Genomic DNA, 26,687 nt, shown 5'->3' on the forward strand with positions numbered 1-26,687 from the left:
CCCGTCAGGCTGATGAAATATTCAAAAAATAAGCGCTGTTTCACGAAAGTTGAAACAGAGCTTAAATTTAAGTCCTCAGACAGTGTCCGCAACATGCGAGCTATTGCGCTCTGGCAATCTCGATGCGCTTGTTCGAACCATCGATGAACTTCAGCGCCATTACCAATCCGGGATAATGTCTGATGCCGAAATAATATTTATCAGCGCAGACATCAAGCCTTTATACCTTGAACCCATGATCGATAAAATCTGTTTGTTATCGCTTCACTGTCGTATTCTTTTTCCTTCCGGCTTGCGCCCTTAACATCAATCGTTTATTTTACAAGGAATGTCTTTTTAAAATAGATTGCGTTGAAGATGTCAAGAAATGACCTGCTAAATTCCGAAACTATCTTAGCACGTTCACCCGGGCAGCGTATTTTAATGCTGTTGAAAATGCACGGCGCGAATACGGCTGCGGTGTTGGGCAAAAAACTGGGCATCACCGGCGAAGCAGTGCGCCAGCAATTGGTCAGGCTCAATGAAGAAGGTCTGGTTGCCTCCTACTCGCAAAGCCGCGGCGTGGGCAGACCCTCGCAATACTGGGATTTAACCCCGCACGGACATGCCAGATTTCCCGATACACATGCACAATTAACCGTCCAGCTTTTAAGCTCGGTGCGTGACTTATTAGGGCAAGAAGCGCTTGATACGCTGATTGGTGCGCGTGAAAGCCAAACGCGTGAGCTTTATCATGCCGCGATGAACCAAACGACAAGCCTAACCGAACGTGTAGAGAAATTAGCGGAACTGCGCACCGCAGAAGGTTACATGGCGGAAGTGGAAGTCGATAACGACGGCAAGCTTCTGTTTATCGAGAATCACTGTCCGATTTGTGCTGCCGCAACCGCTTGTCAGGGCTTTTGCCGCGCTGAACTCAGCATTTTCCGTGAATTGCTGGGCAACGATGTGAAGGTTGAGCGCGAGGAATATATCCTATCAGGTGACAGACGCTGCACCTATTCGATACAGCGTCTGGAAGCACATTAAGCAGCCAGCTCCACAGGCTCTTTTGGCAAAGGCTTCTGAGCTTGTATTTTACGCAACCGCACCACAATGCGGGTCATGAAAATGGCAAGTACCGGCAGTGTAATCAGTGAGATAAACAGCCAAAGTGCCGCATTTGCAATACCGCTGGCACCACCTGGATTGCTGAGGCCTGCCAGATTGGCAATGGTTCCAGCCAAGGCCGCACCAAAAGCAGTGGTGACCAATTGAACGGTTGTGAGTGAAGCTGAGGCAATGCCCTGCTCGTTTTGTGGTGTTATCTGCAAAACATTGGCAAGCAGATGCGGCCATGTCAGACCAACACTATAACCAACCATAAAGAGACTGAGACACATGGGTGCCAGATCAAGCCAGCCGCCTTGACTGCCGCCCGGCACCAGCAATGCCAGCACGATCAAACCTGTCAGGCCAATGAACGGAGCCGACACAATCACGCGGTTGGTTGTCCTTGTTGAAAGGCTTGATGTCGTAAGCGAGCCTAATGTCCAGCCAAGCCCCATCAAAGCCGCCAAATAACCGGCAATCAAAGGTTTTTGCGCATGAAGCGTCTGGAAAAACAGCGGAATGAACACTTCACTACATGTCACCATCAAGCTTAGCAGCGTCATCGTTATATAAAGCGGTGCCAGTTTTTTCATATTGAAAGCATCGCGTGGCAGCACATGATTGGGCGATTTACGCTCAATCACATATGTCACCGCCAACAACACGATTGCCGCCAGAATGCCCAGCGCATTATAGAAAAAAGACGGCGAAAGGCTGGCCCATGACACCAGCAAAACGGCAGCTGTCAACAGCACCAATTGTGCCCAAGGCAAACCACCGGCCTTATCGCCTTTGCCTGCTTCTTTCGGCATGATAAACAAAGCCAGCAGACCAAATAACACAATGACCGGAATGATTGAGCCGAATGCCATACGCCAATGGCCATATTGCGCAAATACACCACCGATGGCAGGCCCCACTAGGGAAGCAACGCCCCACATGCCGGAAATAAGCGCAATGGCGAATGTCCAGAGTCTTGGCTCAAATACCAGCCGCACCATTGAGAACGACAGCGCGAGCAAAAAACCACCGCCAAAACCCTGCACACTACGACCAAACAACATGACCGGCATGGAAGGCGCGACTGCGCAAAGCGTAGTGCCAATAGCAAAAATAACAGCCGCCACGAGATAAGCGTAGCGCGGCCCCACCTGCCCCAGCAAGCGCGGTGCCATCATAGAACCTAAAATGGATGCAGCTACAAAAAGTGTTGTGTTCCACGCATAAAAATCAATGCCGCCAATGTCCTGAATGACCGTTGGCAAAATTGTCGTTGAGATAAATACGTTAATGGCATGCAGTGCCACACCACCAACCAATGTGAGTGTACGAATTGCATTGGAGCCGGAAAAAAGCTGACCCCAGCTTCCAGCCTGTTCTTGAGTTTGCATAATATGTCCTTTAAACCAGCTTTGCTGGCATAAAAGCCCTATCGCGATTGATATCAATAAATAGTCGCGGACTGCCAAAAGCAGTGAGAGCAATGTGGATTGCCACTAGTCCCGACATGAAACTTTGTCAAGATATCTCTTGGAAAATTAACATTGGGAAATTTGAAAAAACTGCTTATATAGAATGTAACGCAGCGCTTAATATTTTTGTATAAGCCAAAATCACATTACTGCCCTGCAAAGGTTAGTATTGCGGTTCTTAGGCATTATATATATTGCGTTAAGCAAATTAAGCGGCTGCACATTTGTAATTACGTCACAAGCTTCCTATAAGCTTCAGACTAAGTGCAGCAATTAACATTTCTTTCCCGATGGAATGCTCATGATCCAGACCCCTTATTACCTGATCGATAAGTCGAAGCTTTTGCGCAACATGGAAAAGATTGCCTATGTGCGCGAAAAGTCCGGTGCCAAGGCACTGCTGGCGCTTAAATGCTTTGCCACATGGTCTGTGTTCGATCTGATGAACCAGTATATGGACGGCACCACCTCCTCATCATTGAATGAAGTGAAGCTTGGTCGTGAGAAATTCGGCGGCGAAACCCATGCCTATAGCGTGGCTTATGCTGATTACGAAATTGATGAAGTGATCGAAAACGCCGACAAGATCATTTTCAACTCCATCAGCCAGCTGGAACGCTTTGCCGACAAAGCCTCCTCCATCACCCGTGGTTTGCGCCTCAACCCGCAGGTCAGCACATCAAGCTTTGATCTGGCCGATCCGGCACGCCCGTTCAGCCGCCTTGGCGAATGGGATGTGGCAAAGGTTGAAAAGGTCATGGATCGCATCAGCGGCTTCATGATCCACAACAATTGCGAGAACAATAATTTTGCACTGTTTGACGAAGTTTTGAGCCAGACAGAAGAAAAATTCGGTTCCCTTTTAGAGCGTGCGGAATGGGTCAGCCTTGGCGGCGGTATCCACTTTACCGGTGATGACTATCCGCTTGATGCTTTTTGCGCCCGTCTGAAGCAGTTCTCCGAACGCTTCAATGTGCAGGTCTATCTGGAGCCGGGTGAAGCCTCCATCACCAAGAGCACAACGCTGGAAGTCACCGTCCTTGATACGCTGTTCAACGGCAAGAATCTGGCCGTTGTTGACAGCTCCATCGAAGCCCATATGCTTGATCTACTGATCTATCGTGAAACCGCTAAAATGGCACCAAATGACGGCAAACACAGCTATATGGTTTGCGGTAAATCCTGCCTTGCCGGTGATGTTTTCGGTGAGTTCAACTTTGAAAAAGAGTTAAAAATCGGCGATCGCCTGTCCTTTGAAGACGCAGCCGGTTATACTATGGTCAAGAAAAACTGGTTTAATGGCGTGAAAATGCCCGCTATAGCGGTTCGCGAATTAGACGGTCAAATCAATGTGGTCCGCGAATTTACCTTCGCGGATTTCGAGCAGTCTCTTTCTTAAACGAAAAGGTTTAAACCCCTTCTTTTTAAGAGACTTAGTAACTGGTGTAAGTAATTAAAAGGTGCATCAACATAAATGAAGAAGAACGTTCTCATCATCGGCGCCGGTGGCGTAGCACAGGTCGTGGCGCATAAATGCGCTCAAAACAGTGATGTATTGGGAGATATACACATTGCGTCCCGGACGGTTGAGAAATGCCGCGAAATTATTAAATCCGTGCATGAAAAGAAGAACCTGAAAACTCCGGTTAAGCTTGAAGCTCATGCGCTGGACGCACTCGATATTGAAGCCACCAAAGCTCTGATCACCAAGCTTGGCGTTAATATCGTGATCAATGTCGGCTCGCCCTTCCTCAATATGTCTGTTTTGCGCGCTTGTATCGACACCGGCGTGGCCTATATGGACACCGCCATTCACGAAGATCCTAAAAAGATCTGCGAGACCCCACCGTGGTATGGCAACTACGAATGGAAACATGCTGCCGAATGTGAAGAAAAAGGCATCACCGCCATTCTCGGCATCGGCTTTGATCCGGGCGTAGTCAACGCCTATGCGCGTCTGGCTGCTGACGACTATATTGATGAAGTTAAATCCATCGATATCGTTGACATCAATGCCGGTTCGCATGGCCGCTGGTTCTCAACCAACTTCGATCCGGAAATCAACTTCCGCGAATTTACCGGTACGGTTTATTCCTGGCAGAATGGTCAGTGGCAGTCGAACAAGATGTTTGAGATCGGCAAAACTTTTGACCTGCCAGTCGTTGGCCCAAGCAAGGCCTACATGACCGGTCATGATGAAGTGCATTCGCTGGCAAAGCACTATCCGAATGCCGATGTGCGTTTCTGGATGGGCTTTGGCGATCACTATATCAATGTTTTCACCGTTCTGAACAATCTCGGCCTTCTGTCCGAACAGCCGGTTAAAACCGCTGAAGGGCTGGAAGTTGTGCCGCTTAAAGTGGTCAAGGCTGTATTGCCTGATCCATCATCGCTGGCACCTGACTATACCGGCAAAACCTGCATCGGCGACTTTGTGAAGGGCACGAAAGACGGCGTTGAACGCGAAGTCTTTATCTATAACGTCGCTGACCACAAAGATGCTTACAATGAAGTAGGCAGTCAGGGTATTTCCTATACCGCAGGCGTTCCGCCGGTTGCAGCAGCTATGCTGATTGCATCAGGCGAATGGGACGTGAAGAAAATGGTCAATGTGGAAGAGCTTAATCCAAAGCCTCTGCTGCACATCATGAACCATATCGGCCTGCCAAGCCGCATTAAAGATGAAAATGGCGACCGCGCTTTGACCTTCGAATAAGAAATTAAAAAAGCCCCCGACATGTTCGGGGGCTTTTTTTAATTAAGAGCTTAAACCCTCAACTCAGGCTTCAAAATCCAAACCAATATCAAGGTTGGGTGCGCTATGGGTCAGCCAGCCGATTGATAAAAGATCAACACCACTTTCAGCAATTGCCACTGCCGTTGCCGGTGTAATGCCTCCGGATGCTTCCGTAATCGCGCGGCCAGCAACGATTTTTACCGCTTCTACCAGCATTTCAGGCGGCATATTATCGAGAAGCACCGCATCAACACCCACAGCCATTGCCTCATGCAATTGCGCAAGCGTATCGACTTCCACCTCGATTTTGACCATATGACCGACATTGGCACGCGCCCGCTTGATTGCTTCGCCCACACCACCTGCCACGGCCACATGATTGTCTTTAATCAGCACCGCATCATAAAGCGCAAAGCGGTGATTTTTGGCGCCCCCTGCCCGTACCGCATATTTTTCCAAGGCACGTAAACCCGGCATGGTTTTGCGGGTGCATGTGACATGCGCTTTGGTGTGGCTAACCGCTTGCATCAAATCATGCGTTACAGTTGCAATGCCGGATAAATGACCAAGCAGATTAAGCGCGGTGCGCTCTGCCATCAAAAGGCTGCGCGACAAACCGCTGACCTTAGCAATGACAGCGCCTGCCTCCAGCACATCACCATCCTGACAAACTGCGCTAAATTTCACGCTTGGATCAACCAGTTCAAAGCTTAAAGCGGCAAGATCCAAACCGGCAATCACGCCTTGCGAACGGCTGCGGAAAACCATTATTGAGCGGTGATCAGCCGGAATAACGGCACTGCTGGTGATGTCACCGGCAAGGCCTAAATCTTCTGCCAATGTTGCACGCACCAATGGCTCAACGATAAAACGCGGCAAAGAACTTAATGTCATGATGATCTCTCCCCGCTCCTTATTTAACCGCCAGCATCCGCTCAACAGCAAGGCGCGCAGGCGCTGCAATCGCCGGATCAATTGTCACTTCATGACGATTATTTTCCAAAGCATCGCGGATGTTTTTCAAAGTAATCAGCTTCATATGCGGGCAAAGATTACACGGGCGGATGAAATCCACTTCCGGATGCTGCACCGCCACATTGTCACTCATCGAGCATTCGGTCAAAAGCACAACACGCGCCGGTTTTTCTGCACCGACAAAATCCGACATCATTGCAGTTGAGCCAGAAAAATCAGCCACTTCAACCACTTCCGGCGGGCATTCAGGATGCGCCAAAATCACCACGCCCGGATGGCTGTCACGAAGCTCGGCGATGTCGGTCGGCGTAAAGCGCTCATGCACCTCGCAGTGACCTTTCCATGCAATGATTTCGACATTGGTTTCACGCGCAATATTCTGCGCCAGAAACTCGTCCGGTATCATCAGCACTTTGGGCACACCTAAAGATTCCACCACCTTTTTGGCATTGCCTGAGGTGCAGCAAATGTCAGAAGCCGCCTTCACTGCCGCCGATGTATTGACATAAGTGATGATCGGCACGCCCGGATGCGTTTGGCGCAACAGCGCAACATCTTCCGGTGTGATGGAATCAGCCAGTGAGCAGCCTGCACCCAGATCAGGGATCAGCACCGTTTTGGACGGATTGAGCAATTTGGCGGTTTCGGCCATGAAGTGGACACCCGCCACCACAATCACATCTGCATCCGCATTGGCAGCCTCACGCGCCAGCGCCAGACTGTCACCGACAATGTCAGCAACGCCGTGGAAAATCTCCGGCGTCTGATAATTATGCGCGAGAATAACCGCGTTGCGGGTGCGTTTAAGTTCTAAAATCGCCGCCACATCATCCTCAAAGGACAACCATTCGGCTTTCGGCAAAACCCGCGCCACACGATCATAAAGCTGCGATACTGATGCTAATTGGTTCATAACCCCTCCTTATACTCAATACGAGTATATCATGGGCGCGTAGATATACTCGTATTGAGTATAATGTCAACCGCGTGAGAGAGGTAATTTTGATCCGGTGAGAGCACGCTCTTCAAGAATGGTGTGACGGAAGCGGAAAAGCTTGGCCGGACGACCACCGGTTTCGCTGTCGCTATCACCGGTTTCTTCCACCAAATTCTGCTGTTCCATCAGGCGGCGGAAATTTTGCTTGTGCAAGCGCAAACCTGCCAGCGCCTCAACAGTGCGCTGCAATTGCAGCAATGTGAAGGTTTCCGGCATCAGCTCAAATACCACAGGGCGATATTTAATCTTGGCGCGTAGCCGTGCAATCGCGGTTGCCAGAATGCGGCGGTGATCGGCAAACATGCCTGCACCAAAGCCATTTTCATTACCGGCTTCTTTGACCAAGCCCGCCTCGAATAATAATTCATAGCGCTGTAGTGTCAGATCTTCGTTCCAGCCGCCTTCATCGAGGCCAAAAGCAAAAGCAATACGGCGGTGACGATAGCTTGCTTGTTCGGCATCATCAGCCGTATTTGCCCAGTTTTTGAGCGCTTTGATAATAGCATCAAAACACGCAGGCTCGCCCTGACGATGATCTTCCCACGGAAAATAATCATACCAGCCACGCCAGCCAGCGCCACCTTGTGCTGCCGGATTTTCACGCCCCAAACCCAGATAGCTGATCGAAATCGTGCGCTGCCCATCAGGATGGCGGTCACGGTCGGCAAATGTATAAAGCTGTTCCAAATAGCCAAGCGGCAATGTCGTTTGTGCCTGCACCCAGGCACGCAAACCGGATTGCAACGAGCGATGACCGGTTTCAAACGGGCCCGATGGCAGGGCTGCACCCTGACTGATTGTCATCACGCGCGGTTCTTCCAAAGTGACAGCAACAAGAACGGCTATCAACTCAGTATGGGCAATGTCGCTTGTCACGTTAATGATCAATATCCTGCATGAAACGATTAAATAAGATGCGTGATCATAACCCGAACAGGCCGTTAAAACAAACTATTGCCCGTATGAAAGCAGCCGGTTCGGCCAAGTTTTCAACCGTTCTGAAAGGTGAAAACCATAAGCGATGCGCCGACGACACAAGTTTTAGTCAAAGCCTTGATTATGTCCGTGCAAAAACACGGTTATCCAGCAGCTTGGTTGTGCCGACACGTACAAAAAGTGCAACCAGTAAATCCGCACCATCCAAAGAGCTAACACATTCTAATGTATGAGGATTTCTGACCGCAACCACTTCTGGTTCTGCCAATGGTTCAGCTTTAATAAAATCAGTTAATGCCTGTTCCAATCCGGCTGCATCCAGCCCACCTTCGGCAAGCAGTTTTTGCGCCAATTGCAGCGCTTGCGGCACGATAATAGCAGCCTGCCGTTCGGCTTCGCTCAGATAGCTATTACGCGAAGAATAGGCCAAGCCATCCGCCTCGCGCACAGTTGGCACCGCAACCACTTCAACCGGTATCAGTAAATCTTCCACCATGCGTTTGATGATCACAACCTGCTGGAAATCTTTCTCGCCGAAATAAGCGCGATCCGGTTGCACAATATTGAATAATTTGGAGACAACAGTCGACACACCAGCAAAATGGCCGGGACGCACTTCGCCCTCCAGCTGCGAGCCAAGCATCGGCACATCCACCACTGTTTGCATCGGCTGCGGATACATTTCCGCATCCGAGGGCGCAAACAACACATCCACACCACCGGCACGCAACAAAGCAGCATCGCGCTCTAAATCACGCGGATATTTCGACAGATCTTCATTGGCTCCAAATTGCAACGGATTGAGAAATACCGAAACAATAGTCAAATCATTATCCGTGCGGGCATGGCGCACCAGTTCCATATGCCCTGCATGTAAATATCCCATCGTCGGCACAAAGCCGACAGAAGCGCCAGTTTTGCGTTGAGCGGCAATCAGGCTGCGCATCTCGGCGATAGTGTGGATAATTTGCATGATGCCCCCGCAATATGTTTATGCGTGCATCTGGTAACGATTTTTCAGCCCGAAAACAACAAAAAGTCCGGTATAAGTGACTATACCGGACTTAAACTCTCTGATCGTGCAAGGCTCTAGGCTTATTGCCCTGTCGCACTTTCCAATGTACCGCCAACCGCATGACCAAACCGGTCAATCTGCTGATTATAGGTGCGCCGTGTCGTTGGATCAAAAATCGCAATCGGTGTACTCACCGCAATGGAAGCGGCACTGCCAACACCTTGCCCTACTCCCAGTGCCACAGCACCAATACGCTCACCCAAACCAATATCGGAATCAGTGATAGTTTGGCCGGCAACCAGACGTTTGCCAATTAGCTGCACCACTTCAGGGCTTTCAGCAAATTTACCGTGATTGAGACGATCACCAACCTTCAATTTGGTGAGATCAATAACAGCAATACCGGTTGCCTCCAAAGCAGAGCGATAAGGCTCAACCGCCGGATTGATCTGACCAAGACGATCAATATTACCCGCAATGCGGCGTGATACACTCAAGGCACGATCATCACGCGAGACAAAAATCGTCATTTTCGGCGCTTTTTTCTGCATCACCAACCATTGCTGACTGAATACATCCACATCCAGATCAGGCGATGCAAGAATGATATCTTTAACCTTCGGCATGATGCGCCCGTCGCGGATCGCGATTTGGCGCAGCGATTCCATGGTCAGCCATGTGCCCATCGAATGCGCCATGATGGTGATGTCTTTCACCTTCGGATGGGCTGCTGCTGAACGGATCACTTCTTCCAGCGCATCGCGCGAATAGGTGGTGCTGTCTTTATCGTAATTATAATCGAAAATGCTGGCACGCGACGGCCATGTGAAAATGATCGGCGCTACTTTAGCTTCCGAGTCATGCACAATCTGGGCAAAGCGATAAACTGAATCTTCAAATGTATTGTTGAAGCCGTGGACGAAAATCATCACACTGCCATTGGCAGGTACATGCTCATCCAGCCACTTTTTCTCACCCACTTTCTGGTCAAGACCAGTGACGCGATAAGTGGTAAAATCCTTCAACGGATTAGCAGGCAGTTTTTTAGGCCATTGCACTTGCCCGACAGTACGATTTTTGTCTGGCGGAATGGAAATACCAATATCCGTGACAATCAAACTACTGCCGCGTTCACCTGAGAACAGCGTCCGAGGGTCATAAGTCGGCATACGAGTAGTCGCCACCAGCAAATCCACTTTGGAAACGCTTGGCTCATTAACCGGAACCGGCACCAGCACACCTTCCGGGCGGCTTGCACAACTGCTCAGCACCAAGCCGAAAGCAAGAATGCACACTATCTGCCTGAATGAATTGAGCAAGAAAAACCCCGTACAACTTCTTGAAGACGGGCGCAGTTTCTGTGATCACTGCGTCAGAGTCCAGTGCCCGATTAGTATTATCCGGCTCTTTTTCCCCTGATTTAATATATTCTTAACACTTTAGCTCATGATTGATGCCAATTTGCACTGACCTTTACCAAAGACAATGACCGCTTTTAAAAAAACCGCCCTGTACAAAAATACAAGGCGGCTTTGATTTTTTATGCTTACGCAAGCCATTGCTGGCTGCGGGTGACGTCGTCTTCCACCAGATTGTGGCCGGTTTTCAGCATTTCTGCCTCCAACTTTGCACCACCTGTCTCCAGCGCCTGCACCAGTGGCTTGGCAAAGCCGCCGTAAATATCATCTTCCCCGTTCACCATCAGCACGGAAACATCTGATAAATCCGGCGTTGGCGCATTTTCCAGCACCTCACCACCCCGTAACAGAATCACCTTTTGCAGCAAATGCGGATGCAAACGCAAAATGGCTCCCAGCAAATTGGCACCGTTGGAATAACCCAAAAATACCGTCTTGCTTAAATCCACCTGATAAGACGCCACAATGCCCTCCACGAAAGCCGCGAAAGCTTGCGCCTCAAAGGCAATATCCGCCTGATCAAAACGGCTCATCGTAATGCGCCGGAACCAGCGATGCACACCCTCTTCTGTTGCCCGTCCCCGCACACCAATCAGGGTCGCGTTCGGTGCAATCTTATGCGCCAGTGGCATCAGATCATTTTCATTGCCGCCAGTGCCATGCAACAGCACCATAAATGTACCGTCCGGATTTTCCGGCTGGTAAATCCGGTGGATGAAAGGCAGCTCACGGTAAATAACCCGCTCTTCACCCGGCAAGGCAAATTGCGGCAAGCGCAAACTGATATCGCCAAGATCACCCTCCGATGCAGGCGGCACAAACAAGGTCTTGCCAAGATCGGCCAGATTTTCATCCACACTCATGCCAGGTGCATCCGTTGCAAACTCGATCAAGCTGCCACCCGGCTCACGCACATAAAGCGAATGGAAATATTTACGGTCATGCACCGTTGTTTCCACTGCATTAAGCTTGGTGAATTCAGCCGAAATTGCTTCAATCTCGCCGACATTATTGGCACGAAGCGCCACATGATCCACCGTTCCGGTGCCCTGCATTGCTTCCCAAAAACCGGTTGCATCGCGCACATCAAGATAATCACCGCTTTGCGAGATGAGACGACTGATCGTTCCTTCCTGCAAATCCGGCTGCAAACCAAAATGCTTGACCAGAAAAGCCTGCGTCTGCTCCGGCACCTCAGAAAGTATCGTAACACCTTGCAAGCGCTGCACCGCAGCATAGGCCGGAATATCGGTAGCAACGGCAGCATCAGGGGATTTCAGTTTCGATGCCACCAGCTTGACGATCACACCATCAGGATCTTTAAGGCGCAAAACAGCCTCACCCATTTCCACCTTTGGCCCTTCAATGGCAATGCGGTGACGCAAGCCCCGCTCCAGCCAGAAGCCGATTGCACTATGGTCAATCGCCAGCGCAATTTCGCTGATCTGGCCGTGACCGGCACGGCCGCGCACACCATCTTCCCAAACCAGAAATGTGACCAGTGAACCGGGATTGCCGTGCTGGTCGCCGTAAAACAAATGCAGCTGTTCGGTATCTTCATAGCCAGCGGTCTGCTTGACCAGACGAAGCCCCAAAAAGCCTGCATAGAAGTCCACATTCGGCTGAACCTTACCGGTAATCAGTGTGACGTGATGGATGCCATTGCTCATGGTTTTTCGCCTTTTCATTATTGTTATTGTTCATCTGGCGCAGATATAGGCAGTTTTTTACCAAAGCCAAAGAGACGCCGGACTGAACACAATGTCCATCAGGTAAAGACAACAAGTAAGGGAAAGCAATGGGGACTCAAAAAATGAGCAAAAAAAAGGCCGCGCGGGAGGAGGATGCGCGGCCCAATCTTTGAACACGGCTGGGAGGAGGAGTGCCGCGTTCCGGTATCGGACTTTGGGAGGAGGAGTAAGTCCGATGACGCATACATACCGATCTAAATCGTTTAGATCAACGAACAATCATGCATAGCTGATATGCAAAAGAGGCAAGTGATATGCATAAAACGGCTAAAACCATCAGAAAACAGGCTGTTTTTTGTCGTTCAGACTGAAAAACCGGATACTTCAACCGTTAAGCGCTGCCGCCCATGCATTTTTGACCAACATAAACAAACCAGCCGCACATATATATTCATCCACCCGCCATGGTGGCTGCAGCAGAGATTACACAGACGCTGCGCTGGATGCACGAACAATGATGTACATCTAAGACACTTACCTGCGACCAAAAAACCTTGAAAACGCGGGATTACACGAGGATTTCAGCGGTTCGTTAGCTGTACTCATTTCAGAAATATATGTAAATTCGGAAATTACTATTATTTCAATACTTACTGTATTCATAAAATTAATACTTGGCTCAACGCTGTAATATCAAAAATAAAACAAAACACAATAAGTATTGCTATTTTTATTCTTGCAGAATTTAAAACTCGGCGCATAATAACAATGGGAACGAGGAGAATAAAAATGGCAGACATCACACATGGACGCTGGATAGAACGCAAAGGCCAGATGGAACTGGGCAGAATGAGCGGCCACCGCACATTCCAGACCGTTCGCTCACATAGCCGCACCGCCAGTTCACCACAAAAAACGCAAAACATTCATCCGGCCACTGTCTTTTTAGGAATTATGCTGTGCAGCCTTGTTGCACCCGCCGGCATTCTTATCTGGGCAATTTCACAAGCCAGTTTAAACTTATTTAACTGAGAACTGGCTGACAATTTACTTGATTAAGGCTTTTGCCGGTGTAAGTCTGCGCCACTGAATGACAGACCATAACGGTCAGCCCTTAAGGAGGAGCCGGCGTAATTCATTTTACAATGGCATAAGGACTGGCCGCTACCGGCGGAGCCAAACACTATATGACGGCCAATAATGTGCTTGAAGAAGCGCCTGAAAACACCAATCAGGGCGCAATAAATAAAATCTGGCTGAAATCCTATGCACCTGAAGTGCCGGAGAATATCCCTTCTCCCGCGTTCAACTCTATTCCGGCTATGATCGCCGACGCCTGTAAACGCTTTGGCGACAAACCGGCCTTCACCTGCATGGATAAATCCCTGACCTACCGTGCACTGCATGAGCAATCAGGCTGGCTGGCCGCATGGTTCAGCGCCAAAGGACTGGTTAAAGGCGACCGTGTTGCCGTGATGATGCCGAATATTTTGCAATATCCGCTCAGCATTGCCGCTATTTTACGCGCCGGACTGGTAGTGGTGAATATCAATCCGCTTTACACCCCGCGCGAACTGGCGCAGCAGCTGAATGATGCCGGTGCCAAAGCCATCATTATTCTCGAAAACTTTGCCGGCACTCTGGAAAAAGCCCTCCCCGAGATTAAAATTCCGGAGCTGCAAAAGCCACATATTCTGGTGGCAAGCATGGGCGACATGCACGGACTGAAAGGCCATTTGATTAATCTGGTGGTGCGCCGCGTTAAAAAACTGGTGCCGCAATGGCATTTACCCAATCATACCCGCTTTAAAACCGCACTCAATGTCGGGCGCTCACTGACCGTGCCAATGCCGATTTTAAAAAGCTCTGATCTGGCTTTTTTGCAATATACGGGCGGAACCACCGGTGTTTCCAAAGGGGCTATGCTCAGTCACGGCAATATTCTTGCCAATCTTGACCAGATGCGGCTTTGGCTGGATGTTGCCTATCGCATCAAGGGCAAGCCTGAAGATGTCAATTATATCTGTGCCTTGCCGCTTTATCATGTCTTTGCGCTCACCGTGAATGCGATGATCGGCATCCAGCAAGGCGCACGCAATATTCTCATACCCAATCCGCGTGATATCAAAGCCTTTGTCAAAGAGCTGCAAAAATATCCATTTCATATTTTTCCGGCACTCAACACCTTGTTCAACGCTTTGATGAACAATCCGGATTTTAAAAACCTCAATTTCAAACCACTGATTCTCACCCTTGGCGGTGGCATGGCGGTGCAAAAACCGGTGGCTGAACGCTGGCAACAAATGACCGGCTGTTTGATCACCGAAGGTTATGGGCTTTCTGAAACCTCACCGGTTGTGGCCGCCAATGGTTTGGATGCCACACAATTTACCGGCACAATCGGCCTGCCGATGCCTTCTACCGATCTTGCTATTCTTGATGATGTCGGCGCGCATCTGCCGCTGGGCGAGGTCGGTGAAATTTGCGTGCGCGGCCCGCAGCTGATGCTCGGCTATTGGCAACGCAATGAAGACACTGCCCGCTCAATCACCAAAGATGGTTTTTTTCGCACCGGCGATTTGGGTTTCATGGATGAAAAAGGCTACACAAAAATTGTCGACCGCAAAAAAGATATGATCCTTGTTTCCGGTTTCAATGTTTATCCCAATGAGCTGGAAGAAGTGCTGGTCGCACATGACGGCATTAAAGAAGCAGCAGCCATTGGCGTGCCGGATGCCATTTCGGGCGAAGTGGTCAAACTCTTTATTGTACGTAAAAACCCGGCGCTGACTGAAGAAGACGTAAAAGCCTATTGTGCCGAGCGCCTGACCAATTACAAGCGCCCGCGCATGATTGAGTTTCGTGACGAATTGCCGAAAAGCAATGTCGGCAAAATTCTGCGCCGTAAATTACGAGACGAATAAAGCCGGAATATCAGCAACAGACGGCAGAACAATATCGGCGAGCGGCTCTAAAATATCCGCTCCCGCATTGCCGGAAAGCACTCCAATGCTCAAACCGGCCTGTGCTGCATGGGCTGCTTCCATGTCATGGCTATTATCGCCGACCATGGCCAGCTGCGACAGTTCAAGGCCATGTTTTTCAGCAAAATAGATCAGCGGATCAGCAAAAGGTTTTGGTCGCGCTGCCGTGTCATAGCCGATAAAGCCCGCAAAGAAGTGATCGATGCCGAGCACTTGCGCTGTTTTCAATGCGCCCGCTTCAGAATCATTGGTGCAAATGCCTAAGATGAACCCCTGAGCATGCAGCGCTTCCAAGGTTTCATAGAGACCATCAATTGCCACCGCAGAGCGCGGACCCGCCTCAAGGCTTAGCCGATTATAGTGCGCAACAATTTCTGCTTGCGCTGCCATATCGGCATAAGGGTGCCAAAGCGCCACCATTTCCTCAACCGTTCCCGCTGCAATCACCGAGTTGCCGCGAAAGCGTTTGGCTTCCCAATCATAACCGCCAATATCCATCAAATGACGGGCTTTTGCCTCATCCCCACCGGCGGCTTTTTCAGCCATAGAATAAGAGAACGCAAACCATGTGCGTTCAAAATCAATCAATGTGCCATCCTTATCAAACAGGATGGCACGGATAGATTTAAGCTTGTCAGCCAGTTCGCTCATGCTTCCAAAGCTCATTATGCCTCTAAGGCTCCGGCACGTTTAATGACAGCCGAAGGCTTATCGCCCAGCAGTTTCAACACATCATCACCACGGCGCAGGTAGCGCAATGAGCGGCGCGTTAAAATGCGCCCCGCCTGCGGAGCCGTCAGCACAATATCACCGTCTGGGTTTCCAGGCAGCGTGACGATTGTTGCAAGTTTGGCACCTTCGCTCACCACATCACCCGGCTTCACATGGAAGAAGACCATGCCGCCTTGTGGCGCGCGGATCATTTCCACATGGGTAAGCGGTGTCACAAGCCCTTGATAATCAGGCTTTAATTGAACGGATGCGTCTTCAACCACACCGCGATGCACCAGAAACTTATAAAGTCCGGCGGCATCTTCTGCGCCCTGTTCAGCATAAACATCGCTTAAACCCCGAAACTCGACTGTTGTGACAGCACGGCGCTTCATATTGCGTTTGTCAGCTGGCATTTGCAAAACAGGATGGGCGCACGCCTCTTCAAAGGCGGCATCAGCGGTCGTATCCCATGCCAGAATAGCGGTGGAATTGAGCGCTACGCCTAAATCTTTCATGTCCTCGACGAAATCTTCGGCAATATAGAGATAATTCTCGCTCTCATCATCACAATGCAGATCCAGCACAATATCATGCGGCAATGCAAGGCGCAGCAATGCTGCTTTCAAGCGCTTAATGAGGGCTTCAGGCGCATCCGGTTGCGGCAGATTTGATGTGTCAAAATCCGGCAGTAATGGAAAAGCGCGATTGAAATTGACCGCTGAAAATGTATCAAAACGGCCTTGATGCTGGTAGGTTTGCCATTGGTTGGATGCAACCGGATTGGCCTGTGGCACCAAGGTAATATTACCTTTAATGCGCCCTTCATCGGCTGCTTTTTGTAAGAGCGGCACCAGAAAATGAATGGCAGCCTGACCCGGCAATTCGCCGCCATGTAATGAAGATTGCAGATAGGCAGTCGCTGCATTTTGATCGCTGCCTGAAAAACGCAAAACACGTAGTTCAATTTCATTACCCGGCACATCACCGGCAAATTTAATCAATTCCGTCTTCATGAGATCTCAGCGCTCCTCCCTGCCCGATTTGCCGGTTCGAACTGAACCGGCAATATTTTCCGACAATGTCAGCTTTTACGGCGTGCATGCAAGTGGCTAACCAGCCCTTGCGTTGAACTGTCACGATTTCCGACTGGTTTGTCCCCCGTCACCACATCGAGCAATTCGGTGGCAAGCTCCTTGCCAAGCTCCACGCCCCATTGGTCAAACGCATTGATGCCGAATAATTGCGCTTCAACAAACACACGATGTTCATAGAGCGCTATCAAACGACCAAGCGCAAATGGTGTCAGCAGATCGTGGACAATCGTCACCGAAGGGCGATTGCCGGAAAACACCCGATGCGGCGCGATTTTTTCAGCTGTCGCCTCATCCATGCCTTTAGCCAGCAATTGCTCACGCGCCTCTTGCAAAGTGCGGCCTTTCATCAAGGCTTCAGATTGCGCTAAACAATTGGCAAGCAGCATTTCATGCTGATGATCAAGCTGCGGCTCATGCGACTTGCAACCGACAATAAATTCCAGCGGAATTGTATCCGTGCCCTGATGCAGCAACTGGAAGAAAGCATGTTGACCATTGGTGCCCGGCTCACCCCACACAACAGGCCCTGTCGGCCCTTGAACAGGCGAGCCATCCAGCATCACGCTTTTGCCGTTCGATTCCATATCCAACTGCTGCAAATAGGCAGGCAGACGCGCAAGGCGCTGATCATAAGGAATAACGGCGCGGCTGGTATAATTGCAAATCGCGCGGTGCCAATAGCCAATCAGCCCCAGCACAACCGGCATATTTTCAAGCAAAGGTGCTTCACGGAAATGCTTATCCATCGCGTGGCCACCGGCCAGCATCTGGACAAAATTTGTGCGGCCAACGGCGATCATCACCGGCAAACCAATGGCAGACCACACCGAATAACGCCCGCCAACCCAGTCCCAGAAGCCAAAGACACGGGCTTCATCAATGCCGAACTCGGCCACTTTATCTAAAGCGGTGGAAACCGCTGCAAAGTGGGAAGATACTGCCGCCTCGCCTAAGCTTTCAGCAATCCATCGGCGCGCTGTCTGCGCATTGGTCATGGTTTCAATGGTGGTGAAGGTTTTCGAGGCGATGATGATAAGCGTTGTCGCCGGATTAAGTGGCGCCAAAATATCCGCAATATGCGCACCATCAATATTGGAGACAAAATGCGCGCGCGGCCCGTCATGATAAGGCGCAAGCGCAAGTGTGCCCATCACCGGCCCCAGATCAGAACCGCCGATACCAATATTGACAATATCGGTGAAAGCTTCGCCCTTGGCACCTTTCAAACTGCCGGAGCGAACGGCCTCGGCAAAGTCGCCCATGCGCGACAATGTCTCTTGAACGTCGGGCAGCACATTTTCACCATCCACCAAGATGGCATCCGATGTTGTGTCACGCAGAGCCACATGCAGAACGGCACGATTTTCGCTTACATTAATCGGCTCGCCCGCAAACATGGCAGCACGACGCCCTTCCACATCGCAGGACTTGGCAAGAGCTGCCAAAAGCTGCATAGTCTCTTCATTGATCAGGCATTTCGACCAGTCAAACAGCAGGTCATCCAATTGCAACGAGAACGATTTAAACCGATTTAAATTTTCGTCAAAAACTTTGCGCATGTCTTTTGGTGCAGACGTGTTCCAATGGTTTTTAAGCGCTGCAACTGCCTCGGTTACCTGAGCTTCATTCCGTGCCATTTAACAACTCCCGAATCAAATTTGCCCCGACTGTAAACTAAACTGCACAAGTTTAGTATTTTGTTGGTGTGTTTTCGTAATCATTTCAAAAGAAACACAAAAACATCGGCTACAGCTGGTAATCCATCGCTATCGGCTACATTTATAACCGAGTTTGATACTTATAATATGAAGTCTGAACAGCAAAAGTGGAGATATTATGGATCTGACCGGTGAAGAGCGTATTGCAGCCCCTCGTGAAGCGGTGTGGAATGCACTCAATGATATTGAAACGCTGAAGGCTTGTATTCCGGGCTGCGACAATTTGGAGCGAATCAATGAGCACCAAATCAGAGCCGGTATAAAGGTGAGTTTTGGGGTCATGAAAGTCGGCTTTCACGGGCTTTTGGAGCTCTCCAACATGGTGCCGCCGCACTCTTATACCATCTCAGGAAAAGGCGAAGGAACGCTTGCCGGTTTTGCCGAAGGGGCAGCAGATGTGCGCCTCACGCAAGATGGCAATGAGACAATTTTATCCTATGAAATTCAAGGAGATGCCGGTGGGAAAATTGCCCAGATCGGCACCCGGCTTTTAGGATCAGCCGCACGCAAAATTGCCGATCGTTTCTTTGCCAATATTGGTGCTGCCGCCGCGGCACAGGCCGAGAAATCAGGCCAGTAATTCTCAAAAATAGTATCCACAAAATTTGCCCCGACAAGGTGCGAACGGGTCATTTTGTGCCAATAATTGACCAATTGATAAAAAATTTGACCTTCTGAAAAAATCTGTCATGCTGATCATCAGAATAAGCATTCTCCCATACAAGAAAGCTTAAAGTTTCGGGAGAAGCTGCATTTTAAGGGACAAGGCGGAATAACTGCCACCCGCATATAGAAAAGCCGGCGCCATCAAGGAACAGCGTCGCTTGAACGTAAAATGGGAGATGCGATCTGATGGGATCAGCAGATAAAACATCTATTCGAGCAGAAAACTCGCCAAACCAGCCGGACATCAAATCGGCGCGGTTAGACATGTCTGCCTATGCAGATGTCTTTGATGATCTGCATCCGCCACTCACACATCATGAAGCGATTGTAGAGGCGGATCGGTGCTATTTTTGCCATGATGCTCCGTGCATGACCGCATGCCCGACCAGCATCGATATTCCGCTCTTTATTCGCCAAATCTCGGCTGAAAATCCAAAAGGTGCGGCGAAAACTATTCTTTCCGAAAATATCCTCGGCGGCATGTGCGCCCGCGTTTGCCCGACCGAAACCTTGTGCGAAGAAGCCTGTGTGCGTGAAACCGCCGAAGGCAAGCCGGTTAAAATCGGCCTTCTCCAGCGCTATGCCACTGATGAGCTGATGGAAGACGGCAAACATCCGTTTAAACGCGCAGCTTCCACCGGCAAAAGCATTGCCATTGTCGGTGCTGGCCCTGCCGGTCTTTCCGCCGCCCACCGCCTTGCCATGCATGGTCATGAGGTCAGCATTTTTGAAGCCCGCCCGAAAGGCGCCGGCCTTAATGAATATGGTATTGCCGCTTATAAAACCGTTGATGATTTTGCCGCCCGCGAATTGGAATTCGTGCTAAAAATCGGTGGCATCAACATCAATTATAATAAAGCTTTAGGCCGCGATATTTCTCTCGATGCGCTGAAATCCGGCTATGATGCCACTTTCCTTGGCATGGGCTTGCCTGGTGTCAATGGTTTAGGACTTGAGGGCGAAGATGCGCCCAATGTAATGGATGCGGTTGATTATATCGGCCAGCTTCGTCAAGCCAAAGACCTCTCCAAATTGCCGGTGGGACGCAATGTGGTTGTGATCGGTGGTGGTATGACCGCCATTGATATTGCAATCCAGATCAAGCTTTTGGGCGCCGAAAATGTCACCATCGCCTATCGCCGTGGTCAGGAACATATGAATGCCAGTGCCTATGAACAGGAATTGGCACAGGTTCATGGGGTCAATATCCGTCATTGGGTACAGCCTTCAAGCCTGACCCGCAATGCGGATGGTACTGTCAGCCATATGGTGCTGGAATATACCACCCAGAAAGATGGCAAACTCACTGGCACCGGCGAAACCATCACGCTCAAAGCCGATCAGGTTTTCAAAGCAATCGGGCAAAACTTCCTTGCCGAGCCACTGGGGAAAACCGGCGTGGCGCTCGCCAAAGGCCGTATCAAAGTGGATGAGCACAGACGCACCTCCGTTGAAGGCATCTGGGCTGGCGGCGACTGCGTGGAAGGCGGCGAAGACCTCACCGTTGCATCGGTTGAAGACGGTAAAGTTGCCGCTGAATCTATCCATCGCGCCTTGATGAACCTGCCTGATGCTGTAGCAGGCTTTGCCGATGCGGTGCTTTCCGCTCAAGGCGGCGCCAATAACGGCCAGCGTAATATTCAAGGGCCTGAACCCATTGAGTGGGGTCACTAAAGCATTTCTCCCAAAAGCGGCAATCGTTTTTGGGAGAAAGATATGCGCAAAACAAGATGTTAGAGCAAATGCTGCCAATATAATGAAGCGCAACACGCTCTAAATTTTCATCCAAGGTTTTAAAACACGGCCACAAGAGCCGTGAAAACCGGTAAGTCATATTAGGGGAATTTCGACAATGGCTGACCTTTCCACCAATTTCCTCGGGATCAAGTCACCCAATCCGTTTTGGCTGGCTTCTGCCCCACCAACCGATAAAGCCTACAATGTGGAGCGTGCTTTCAAAGCAGGCTGGGGCGGCGTTGTATGGAAAACGCTGGGCTCGGAAGGCCCGCCGGTTGTTAACGTCAACGGCCCGCGTTATGGCGCAATTTATAGTGCCGACCGCCGTCTGATCGGTTTGAACAATATCGAATTGATTACCGACCGCTCGCTGGAAACAAACCTACGCGAGATGAAAGAAATCAAGCGCCGCTGGCCGGATCGTGCCCTCATTGCCTCCATCATGGTGCCATGTGAGGAAGAAGCATGGAAAGCCATTCTACCACTGGTGGAAGAAACCGGCGCAGACGGTATTGAGCTGAACTTCGGCTGTCCGCACGGCATGAGCGAACGCGGCATGGGTGCTGCTGTTGGTCAGGTGCCAGAATATGTCGGTATGGTGGTGAAGTGGTGTAAGCAATATACGCGTATGCCGGTGATCACAAAACTTACACCCAATATTACCGACATCCGTTATCCGGCACGCAATGCTTTTGCCAATGGCACGGATGCTGTATCGCTGATCAACACGATCAACTCGATCACCAGTGTTAATCTCGATAGTTTTGCACCTGAACCAACCATTGACGGACGTGGTTCCCACGGCGGCTATTGCGGCCCTGCGGTTAAGCCGATTGCGCTTAACATGGTTGCTGAAATTGCCCGTGATCCGGAAACTGCCGGTCGCCCGATTTCCGGTATTGGTGGTGTATCGACATGGCGCGATGCGGCCGAGTTTATCTCGCTTGGTTGCGGCACTGTGCAGGTTTGTACCGCTGCTATGACCTATGGCTTCAAAATCGTTCAGGAAATGATCGATGGCCTGTCGGACTGGATGGACAGCAAAGGCTTTGAAACGCTGGATGATTTCCGCGGTCGTGCCGTGCCGAATGTCACAGACTGGCGCTATCTCAACCTCAACTATGTCACCAAAGCCAAGATCAATCAGGATCTTTGCATCAAATGCGGTCGCTGCTTTGCAGCCTGTGAAGACACATCGCATCAGGCGATTACCTCACTGGTAGATGGTGCCCGCCACTTTGAAGTGATTGATGAGGAATGCGTTGGTTGCAATCTCTGCGTCAATGTTTGTCCGGTCAATGATTGTATCACGATGGAACCAATCAGCGGCTTTGATCCGCGCACCAAAGCGCCGATCAATCCAAATTACGCGAACTGGACAACCCATCCAAACAATCCGATGGCAACGCAGGAAGCGGCAGAGTAAAGCTCCCCCCGAAGACCGGCAGGGCATGATGATAAAGCATCATGCCCTGCACATAGATGTCTTTGACGCTTTAAATGTTGCGGGTAGTTAAAGCGCTGTGGCGTCTAAGGCTTGAGCCTTATGTCTCTTCAATCGCAAAGCAAATAATGACGACTTCGCGACTGGTGTCAAAATCAGAATTAACGTGGCCTGATACCGTTAAGAACAATGCCGACAACAGCCTCGGCAGTTTCTGCCCGGAATGATGGTGTGTCAGCTTTTTCGCCCATAATAGAGCGAACCTGCACATCGAAATCGGAATAATGCTGTGTCGTTGCCCAGATGGTGAAAATCAGATGATAAGGATCAACAGGAGCTATGCGCTTTTCAGCAATCCACCGCTTGATCACTTGCGCCTTGCCATCCACCAGTTCACGCAGATGGGTTTTCAAAAATGTGCCGATAGCCGGCGCGCCATGCATGATTTCATTAGCAAAAAGGCGCGAGGCTTCCGGTCTGCTTTCCGACATTTCCAGCTTGCGCACAATGTATTTCTTCAACTCTTCCAGCGGGTCGCCTTCGGGATCAATCTCCTCGAAAGGGCGCAGCCATTCCACCAGCGTATCTTCAAGCACATTGACGTAAATATGCTGTTTACGCGGAAAATAATACAAAAGATTGGGCTTCGACATGCCCGCTTTTTCAGCGATCTGATCCAGTGTCGAACCTCTGAAACCAAAGGCGGAAAACACTTCCAGTGCGGCATCCAAAATGATGCGCCGGTTGATACCCTGAATGCGCGTTTCGCTTTCGGGAGCATCGCTTTTTTTACGCCTTGCGCCTTTGCGGGCAGCAGTGGGGGCGGCTGTGGCCATTTGACACCTTCCGCTGGACGGAGAAACTTTCGAAAGCGCTTGACCGCCATCGATGCCTCTTCTAGCCTGTATTTTTACCAAGTAGTCAAGTTTTTTACGCAAGTTAAAAATATTGCCGCCGAACGAGCGACTGGTAACGGGAACAATAGAGCGGTGTTTAAACCGCGGCAAGGGGGAGCCAGCATGTCATATGCGACAAGCCTGCCCGTCTTTATCACACGCACCACCTGCATGAACAGGCGCGTGAACAGAGAAGCTGTATCTGCACGTCATGTTCTTCGGAACTTTCAGGCGCATTCCGGCTCGCAATATATTTTTGATCAGGTTTTTTAATAGCATGTAACAGAAAGGCAGCTCTCTCATGGCGCTTAACAGCAATCTCAAGATCAACACCGATCGCTTGTGGGATAGTTTGATGGAGATGGCCAAAATTGGCCCCGGACTGCGTGGCGGCAATAATCGCCAGACCCTGACCGACGAAGATGCGGAGGGGCGCAAACTTTTCCAGTCTTGGTGCGAAGCAGCCGGTATGACCATGACGGTTGATACAATGGGCAATATGTTTTTCTATCGCCCCGGCACAGATCCCGATGCCGATCCGGTCTATATGGGCAGCCACCTCGACACCCAGCCGACAGGCGGCAATTTTGATGGTGTTTTGGGTGTGCTTGGCGGACTGGAAATTGTCCGTACCCTCAACGACCTGAAAATTAAAACCAAACATCCGATTGTTGTGACCAACTGGACCAATGAAGAAGGCACCCGCTTTGCCCCTGCAATGCTTGCATCGGGTGTTTTTGCCGACGAACTGGATCAGGACTGGGCTTATGAGCGCGTTGATGCCAAGGGCAAAAAGTTTGGCGATGAATTGAAACGCATTGGCTGGCTGGGTGATGAGCCGGTCGGCAATCGCAAAATCCATGCCATGTTTGAATTGCACATCGAACAAGGGCCTATTCTGGAAGCTGAGCATAAAGATATCGGCGTTGTCACCCATGGTCAGGGCTTGTGGTGGCTGGAGGTTACAGTAACCGGCAAGGAAGCCCATACCGGCTCCACACCGATGCCAATGCGCAAAAATGCCAGCCTTGGCTTGGGTAAATTGCTGCAACTCGTCAATGATATTGCCATGGAACATCAGCCAGCCGCGGTTGGTGGTGTCGGCCATATTGATGTGACACCCAATTCACGCAATGTGCTGCCGGGTCAGATCGTCTTTACGGTCGATTTCCGCTCGCCTGATCGTAAAGTGCTCGACGGTATGAAGGCAAAATTTGAGGCAGAAGCGCCGAAAATTGCCGCTGATCTTGGCATTCAGGTAAAGATCGAAGCAATCGGTCATTTTGATCCCGTAACTTTTGACGAAAATTGTGTGGCTTCCGTGCGTAATGCCGCCGAGCGGCTCGGCTATAGTCACATGAACATTATTTCGGGCGCAGGACATGATGCCTGCTGGGTCAATCGCGTGGCACCGACAGCCATGATCATGTGCCCGTGTGTCGACGGCTTAAGCCATAATGAAGATGAATCCATTTCCAAAGAATGGGCGGGTGCCGGAGCCGATGTGCTTTTGCATGCTGTTCTGGAAACGGCTCAGATTTGTGAATGATTGCACCATAACATGATGCAGGCGAAAGCTCCGCATCAGCACACGTTATTTCTGCAACTGTTCGCAACAAAACCAAAAAGGGGAACGAACAATGGCAACCAAGGTGATTAAAGGCGGTACTATTATTACTGCTGACCGCACATATGATGCGGATGTTCTCATCGATGGCGAAAAAATCGTAAAAATCGGCTCTGATCTTTCCGGTGACCAAACCATTGATGCCAAGGGCTGTTATATTATGCCGGGCGGCATCGATCCGCACACTCATATGCAGATGCCGTTTATGGGCACCTACTCATCTGATGATTTTGATAGCGGCACTGCGGCAGCACTTGCCGGTGGCACCACGATGATTATTGACTTCGTGCTGCCCGGGCCTGAAGGCAATTTGCTGGAAGCATTGCAAGAGTGGTTCCAGAAATCCGGCAAGGCACGCACCGACTATTCTTTCCATATGGCGATTACCGGCTGGAGCGAACGCGCTTTCAACGAAATGCCAGAAGTGGTCAAGCGCGGCATCAACTCGTTTAAACATTTCATGGCCTATAAAGGCGCCCTGATGGTCAATGACGATGAAATGTTTGCCTCATTCCAACGCTGTTCCGAGCTTGGTGCCATTGCCATGGTGCATGCGGAGAACGGTGACATCATCGCGCAATTGCAACAAAAACTGCTGAGTGAAGGCAATAACGGCCCTGAAGCCCATGCCTATTCCCGCCCGCCGGAAATTGAAGGAGAAGCGACATTCCGCGCCATTATTCTGGCAGATCAGACAGGTGTGCCGCTTTATGTGGTGCATACATCCTGCGAGCAAGCCCATGAAGCTATCCGCCGCGCCCGCCAAAAAGGTATGCGCGTTTATGGTGAGCCGCTGATCCAGCATCTGACATTGGATGACAGCGTCTATTCCAACGAAGATTGGGACTATGCGGCACGCCGAGTGATGTCGCCGCCATTCCGCGACAAAGTCAACCAAGACAGTCTCTGGGCAGGTCTTTCTGCCGGTAGCCTGCAATGCGTGGCAACTGACCACTGCGCCTTTACCAGTGAACAGAAACGTACCGGCATTAATGATTTCACCAAAATTCCAAACGGCACAGGCGGTGTGGAAGAACGTCTGCCGGTCCTTTGGACAAAAGGTGTTGTCACCGGCCGTCTGACACCAAATGAATTTGTCGCCGTTACATCCACCAATATTGCGAAAATTCTCAATATGTACCCGCAGAAAGGTGCGGTGCTGGAAGGATCAGACGCTGATCTCATCATATGGGATCCCAAAGCCAAGAAGACCATTTCTGTCAAAACACAGCATTCCTCCATTGATTACAACGTATTTGAAGGCATGGAATTAACCGGTCTCCCGCGCACAGTACTGTCTCGCGGGCGGGTTGCTTTTGATCAGGGCAAAGTGCTGGCGGAACCTGGTGATGGCCGTTTCGTCGAACGTGAGCCAAATGCCAGCGTCAACAAAGCGCTTTCCACATGGAAAGAAGTCGTTGCCCCGCGCAAGGTTGAGCGGAAACCAGAACATATGCCGTATGGGGTCTGAGCC

General features: G+C 50.4%; 22 protein-coding genes. 11 read left to right on the top strand and 11 right to left on the bottom strand.

What is annotated here, in order from left to right:
* Window positions 1–423: 423 nt before the first annotated feature.
* Window positions 424–1,029 carry a helix-turn-helix transcriptional regulator gene (locus ABDZ76_RS03685; RefSeq protein WP_343801473.1) on the top strand — a complete coding sequence of 202 codons (606 nt, stop codon included), beginning with the start codon at window positions 424–426 and terminating at the stop codon, window positions 1,027–1,029.
* On the opposite strand, the gene ABDZ76_RS03690 is transcribed toward ABDZ76_RS03685, so the two are convergent.
* Window positions 1,026–2,483, bottom strand: a complete 1,458-nt coding sequence (locus ABDZ76_RS03690) for an MFS transporter (RefSeq protein WP_343801476.1) — start codon at window positions 2,481–2,483, stop codon at window positions 1,026–1,028. The genes ABDZ76_RS03685 and ABDZ76_RS03690 overlap by 4 nt on opposite strands.
* Window positions 2,484–2,865: 382 nt before the next feature.
* On the opposite strand from ABDZ76_RS03690, the gene nspC reads away from it, so the two are divergent.
* The gene (gene nspC / locus ABDZ76_RS03695) at window positions 2,866–3,963 is read left to right on the top strand and encodes a carboxynorspermidine decarboxylase (protein ID WP_343801479.1); all 1,098 of its coding nucleotides are present in this window, start codon (window positions 2,866–2,868) and stop codon (window positions 3,961–3,963) included.
* Between the two features lie 75 nt (window positions 3,964–4,038).
* Window positions 4,039–5,280 (top strand): saccharopine dehydrogenase family protein, encoded by a 1,242-nt coding sequence (locus tag ABDZ76_RS03700; RefSeq protein WP_343801482.1) that lies wholly within the window; start codon window positions 4,039–4,041, stop codon window positions 5,278–5,280.
* 63 nt (window positions 5,281–5,343) lie between these two features.
* Here ABDZ76_RS03700 and nadC read toward each other — a convergent pair whose 3' ends face one another.
* The 6 genes from nadC to ABDZ76_RS03730 all read right to left on the bottom strand — a co-directional run bounded on the left by nadC (window position 5,344) and on the right by ABDZ76_RS03730 (window position 12,312).
* On the bottom strand, window positions 5,344–6,195 hold the full coding sequence (gene nadC, locus ABDZ76_RS03705) for a carboxylating nicotinate-nucleotide diphosphorylase (protein ID WP_343801485.1): 852 nt from the start codon (window positions 6,193–6,195) through the stop codon (window positions 5,344–5,346).
* 19 nt (window positions 6,196–6,214) lie between these two features.
* Complete coding sequence (gene nadA / locus ABDZ76_RS03710) at window positions 6,215–7,189, bottom strand: quinolinate synthase NadA (RefSeq protein WP_343801488.1); 975 nt, start codon at window positions 7,187–7,189, stop codon at window positions 6,215–6,217.
* A gap of 66 nt (window positions 7,190–7,255) precedes the next feature.
* Window positions 7,256–8,149 carry an NUDIX hydrolase gene (locus ABDZ76_RS03715; RefSeq protein ID WP_343801491.1) on the bottom strand — a complete coding sequence of 298 codons (894 nt, stop codon included), beginning with the start codon at window positions 8,147–8,149 and terminating at the stop codon, window positions 7,256–7,258.
* A gap of 181 nt (window positions 8,150–8,330) precedes the next feature.
* On the bottom strand, window positions 8,331–9,182 hold the full coding sequence (gene panC, locus ABDZ76_RS03720) for a pantoate--beta-alanine ligase (protein WP_343801494.1): 852 nt from the start codon (window positions 9,180–9,182) through the stop codon (window positions 8,331–8,333).
* A 122-nt stretch (window positions 9,183–9,304) separates the two neighbouring features.
* The gene (locus tag ABDZ76_RS03725) at window positions 9,305–10,543 is read right to left on the bottom strand and encodes an alpha/beta hydrolase (protein WP_374844526.1); all 1,239 of its coding nucleotides are present in this window, start codon (window positions 10,541–10,543) and stop codon (window positions 9,305–9,307) included.
* 227 nt (window positions 10,544–10,770) lie between these two features.
* On the bottom strand, window positions 10,771–12,312 hold the full coding sequence (locus ABDZ76_RS03730) for a VOC family protein (RefSeq protein ID WP_343801497.1): 1,542 nt from the start codon (window positions 12,310–12,312) through the stop codon (window positions 10,771–10,773).
* Between the two features lie 810 nt (window positions 12,313–13,122).
* Between ABDZ76_RS03730 and ABDZ76_RS03735 the strand changes: the two genes are divergently transcribed.
* Together ABDZ76_RS03735 and ABDZ76_RS03740 are read left to right on the top strand one after the other, a co-directional pair.
* Window positions 13,123–13,365 (top strand): hypothetical protein, encoded by a 243-nt coding sequence (locus tag ABDZ76_RS03735; RefSeq protein WP_343801500.1) that lies wholly within the window; start codon window positions 13,123–13,125, stop codon window positions 13,363–13,365.
* Between the two features lie 155 nt (window positions 13,366–13,520).
* Window positions 13,521–15,257 (top strand): long-chain-fatty-acid--CoA ligase, encoded by a 1,737-nt coding sequence (locus ABDZ76_RS03740; protein ID WP_374844527.1) that lies wholly within the window; start codon window positions 13,521–13,523, stop codon window positions 15,255–15,257.
* Here ABDZ76_RS03740 and ABDZ76_RS03745 read toward each other — a convergent pair.
* From ABDZ76_RS03745 to pgi, 3 genes are all read right to left on the bottom strand, one after another.
* Complete coding sequence (locus tag ABDZ76_RS03745; protein WP_343801502.1) at window positions 15,243–15,983, bottom strand: HAD family hydrolase; 741 nt, start codon at window positions 15,981–15,983, stop codon at window positions 15,243–15,245. The genes ABDZ76_RS03740 and ABDZ76_RS03745 overlap by 15 nt on opposite strands.
* On the bottom strand, window positions 15,983–17,044 hold the full coding sequence (locus ABDZ76_RS03750; protein ID WP_343801505.1) for a succinylglutamate desuccinylase/aspartoacylase family protein: 1,062 nt from the start codon (window positions 17,042–17,044) through the stop codon (window positions 15,983–15,985). Before ABDZ76_RS03750 ends, ABDZ76_RS03745 begins: the two co-directional genes overlap by 1 nt.
* A gap of 68 nt (window positions 17,045–17,112) precedes the next feature.
* On the bottom strand, window positions 17,113–18,762 hold the full coding sequence (gene pgi, locus ABDZ76_RS03755) for a glucose-6-phosphate isomerase (RefSeq protein ID WP_343801508.1): 1,650 nt from the start codon (window positions 18,760–18,762) through the stop codon (window positions 17,113–17,115).
* Between the two features lie 199 nt (window positions 18,763–18,961).
* Here pgi and ABDZ76_RS03760 point away from each other — a divergent pair, with 199 nt between their 5' ends.
* The 3 genes from ABDZ76_RS03760 to preA all read left to right on the top strand — a co-directional run bounded on the left by ABDZ76_RS03760 (window position 18,962) and on the right by preA (window position 22,672).
* Window positions 18,962–19,423, top strand: a complete 462-nt coding sequence (locus ABDZ76_RS03760; protein WP_343801511.1) for an SRPBCC family protein — start codon at window positions 18,962–18,964, stop codon at window positions 19,421–19,423.
* A 272-nt stretch (window positions 19,424–19,695) separates the two neighbouring features.
* Window positions 19,696–21,183 (top strand): NAD(P)-dependent oxidoreductase, encoded by a 1,488-nt coding sequence (locus ABDZ76_RS03765; RefSeq protein WP_343801514.1) that lies wholly within the window; start codon window positions 19,696–19,698, stop codon window positions 21,181–21,183.
* A 178-nt stretch (window positions 21,184–21,361) separates the two neighbouring features.
* A complete protein-coding gene (gene preA, locus ABDZ76_RS03770) occupies window positions 21,362–22,672 on the top strand; it encodes an NAD-dependent dihydropyrimidine dehydrogenase subunit PreA (protein WP_343801517.1) in 1,311 nt (436 codons plus the stop codon).
* A gap of 179 nt (window positions 22,673–22,851) precedes the next feature.
* On the opposite strand, the gene ABDZ76_RS03775 is transcribed toward preA, so the two are convergent.
* The gene (locus tag ABDZ76_RS03775; protein WP_343801520.1) at window positions 22,852–23,526 is read right to left on the bottom strand and encodes a TetR family transcriptional regulator C-terminal domain-containing protein; all 675 of its coding nucleotides are present in this window, start codon (window positions 23,524–23,526) and stop codon (window positions 22,852–22,854) included.
* A 39-nt stretch (window positions 23,527–23,565) separates the two neighbouring features.
* Here ABDZ76_RS03775 and ABDZ76_RS03780 point away from each other — a divergent pair, with 39 nt between their 5' ends.
* The 3 genes from ABDZ76_RS03780 (at window position 23,566) to hydA (ending at window position 26,684) form a co-directional block, all read left to right on the top strand.
* Window positions 23,566–23,859, top strand: coding sequence for a hypothetical protein (locus tag ABDZ76_RS03780; RefSeq protein WP_343801524.1), 294 nt, complete (start codon window positions 23,566–23,568; stop codon window positions 23,857–23,859).
* A 28-nt stretch (window positions 23,860–23,887) separates the two neighbouring features.
* On the top strand, window positions 23,888–25,135 hold the full coding sequence (locus ABDZ76_RS03785) for a Zn-dependent hydrolase (protein WP_343801527.1): 1,248 nt from the start codon (window positions 23,888–23,890) through the stop codon (window positions 25,133–25,135).
* Between the two features lie 91 nt (window positions 25,136–25,226).
* A complete protein-coding gene (gene hydA, locus ABDZ76_RS03790; protein WP_343801530.1) occupies window positions 25,227–26,684 on the top strand; it encodes a dihydropyrimidinase in 1,458 nt (485 codons plus the stop codon).
* Window positions 26,685–26,687: the final 3 nt, after the last annotated feature.

Origin of the sequence: Paenochrobactrum glaciei (assembly GCF_039522165.1) — a bacterium.
Taxonomy (GTDB): domain Bacteria; phylum Pseudomonadota; class Alphaproteobacteria; order Rhizobiales; family Rhizobiaceae; genus Paenochrobactrum; species Paenochrobactrum glaciei.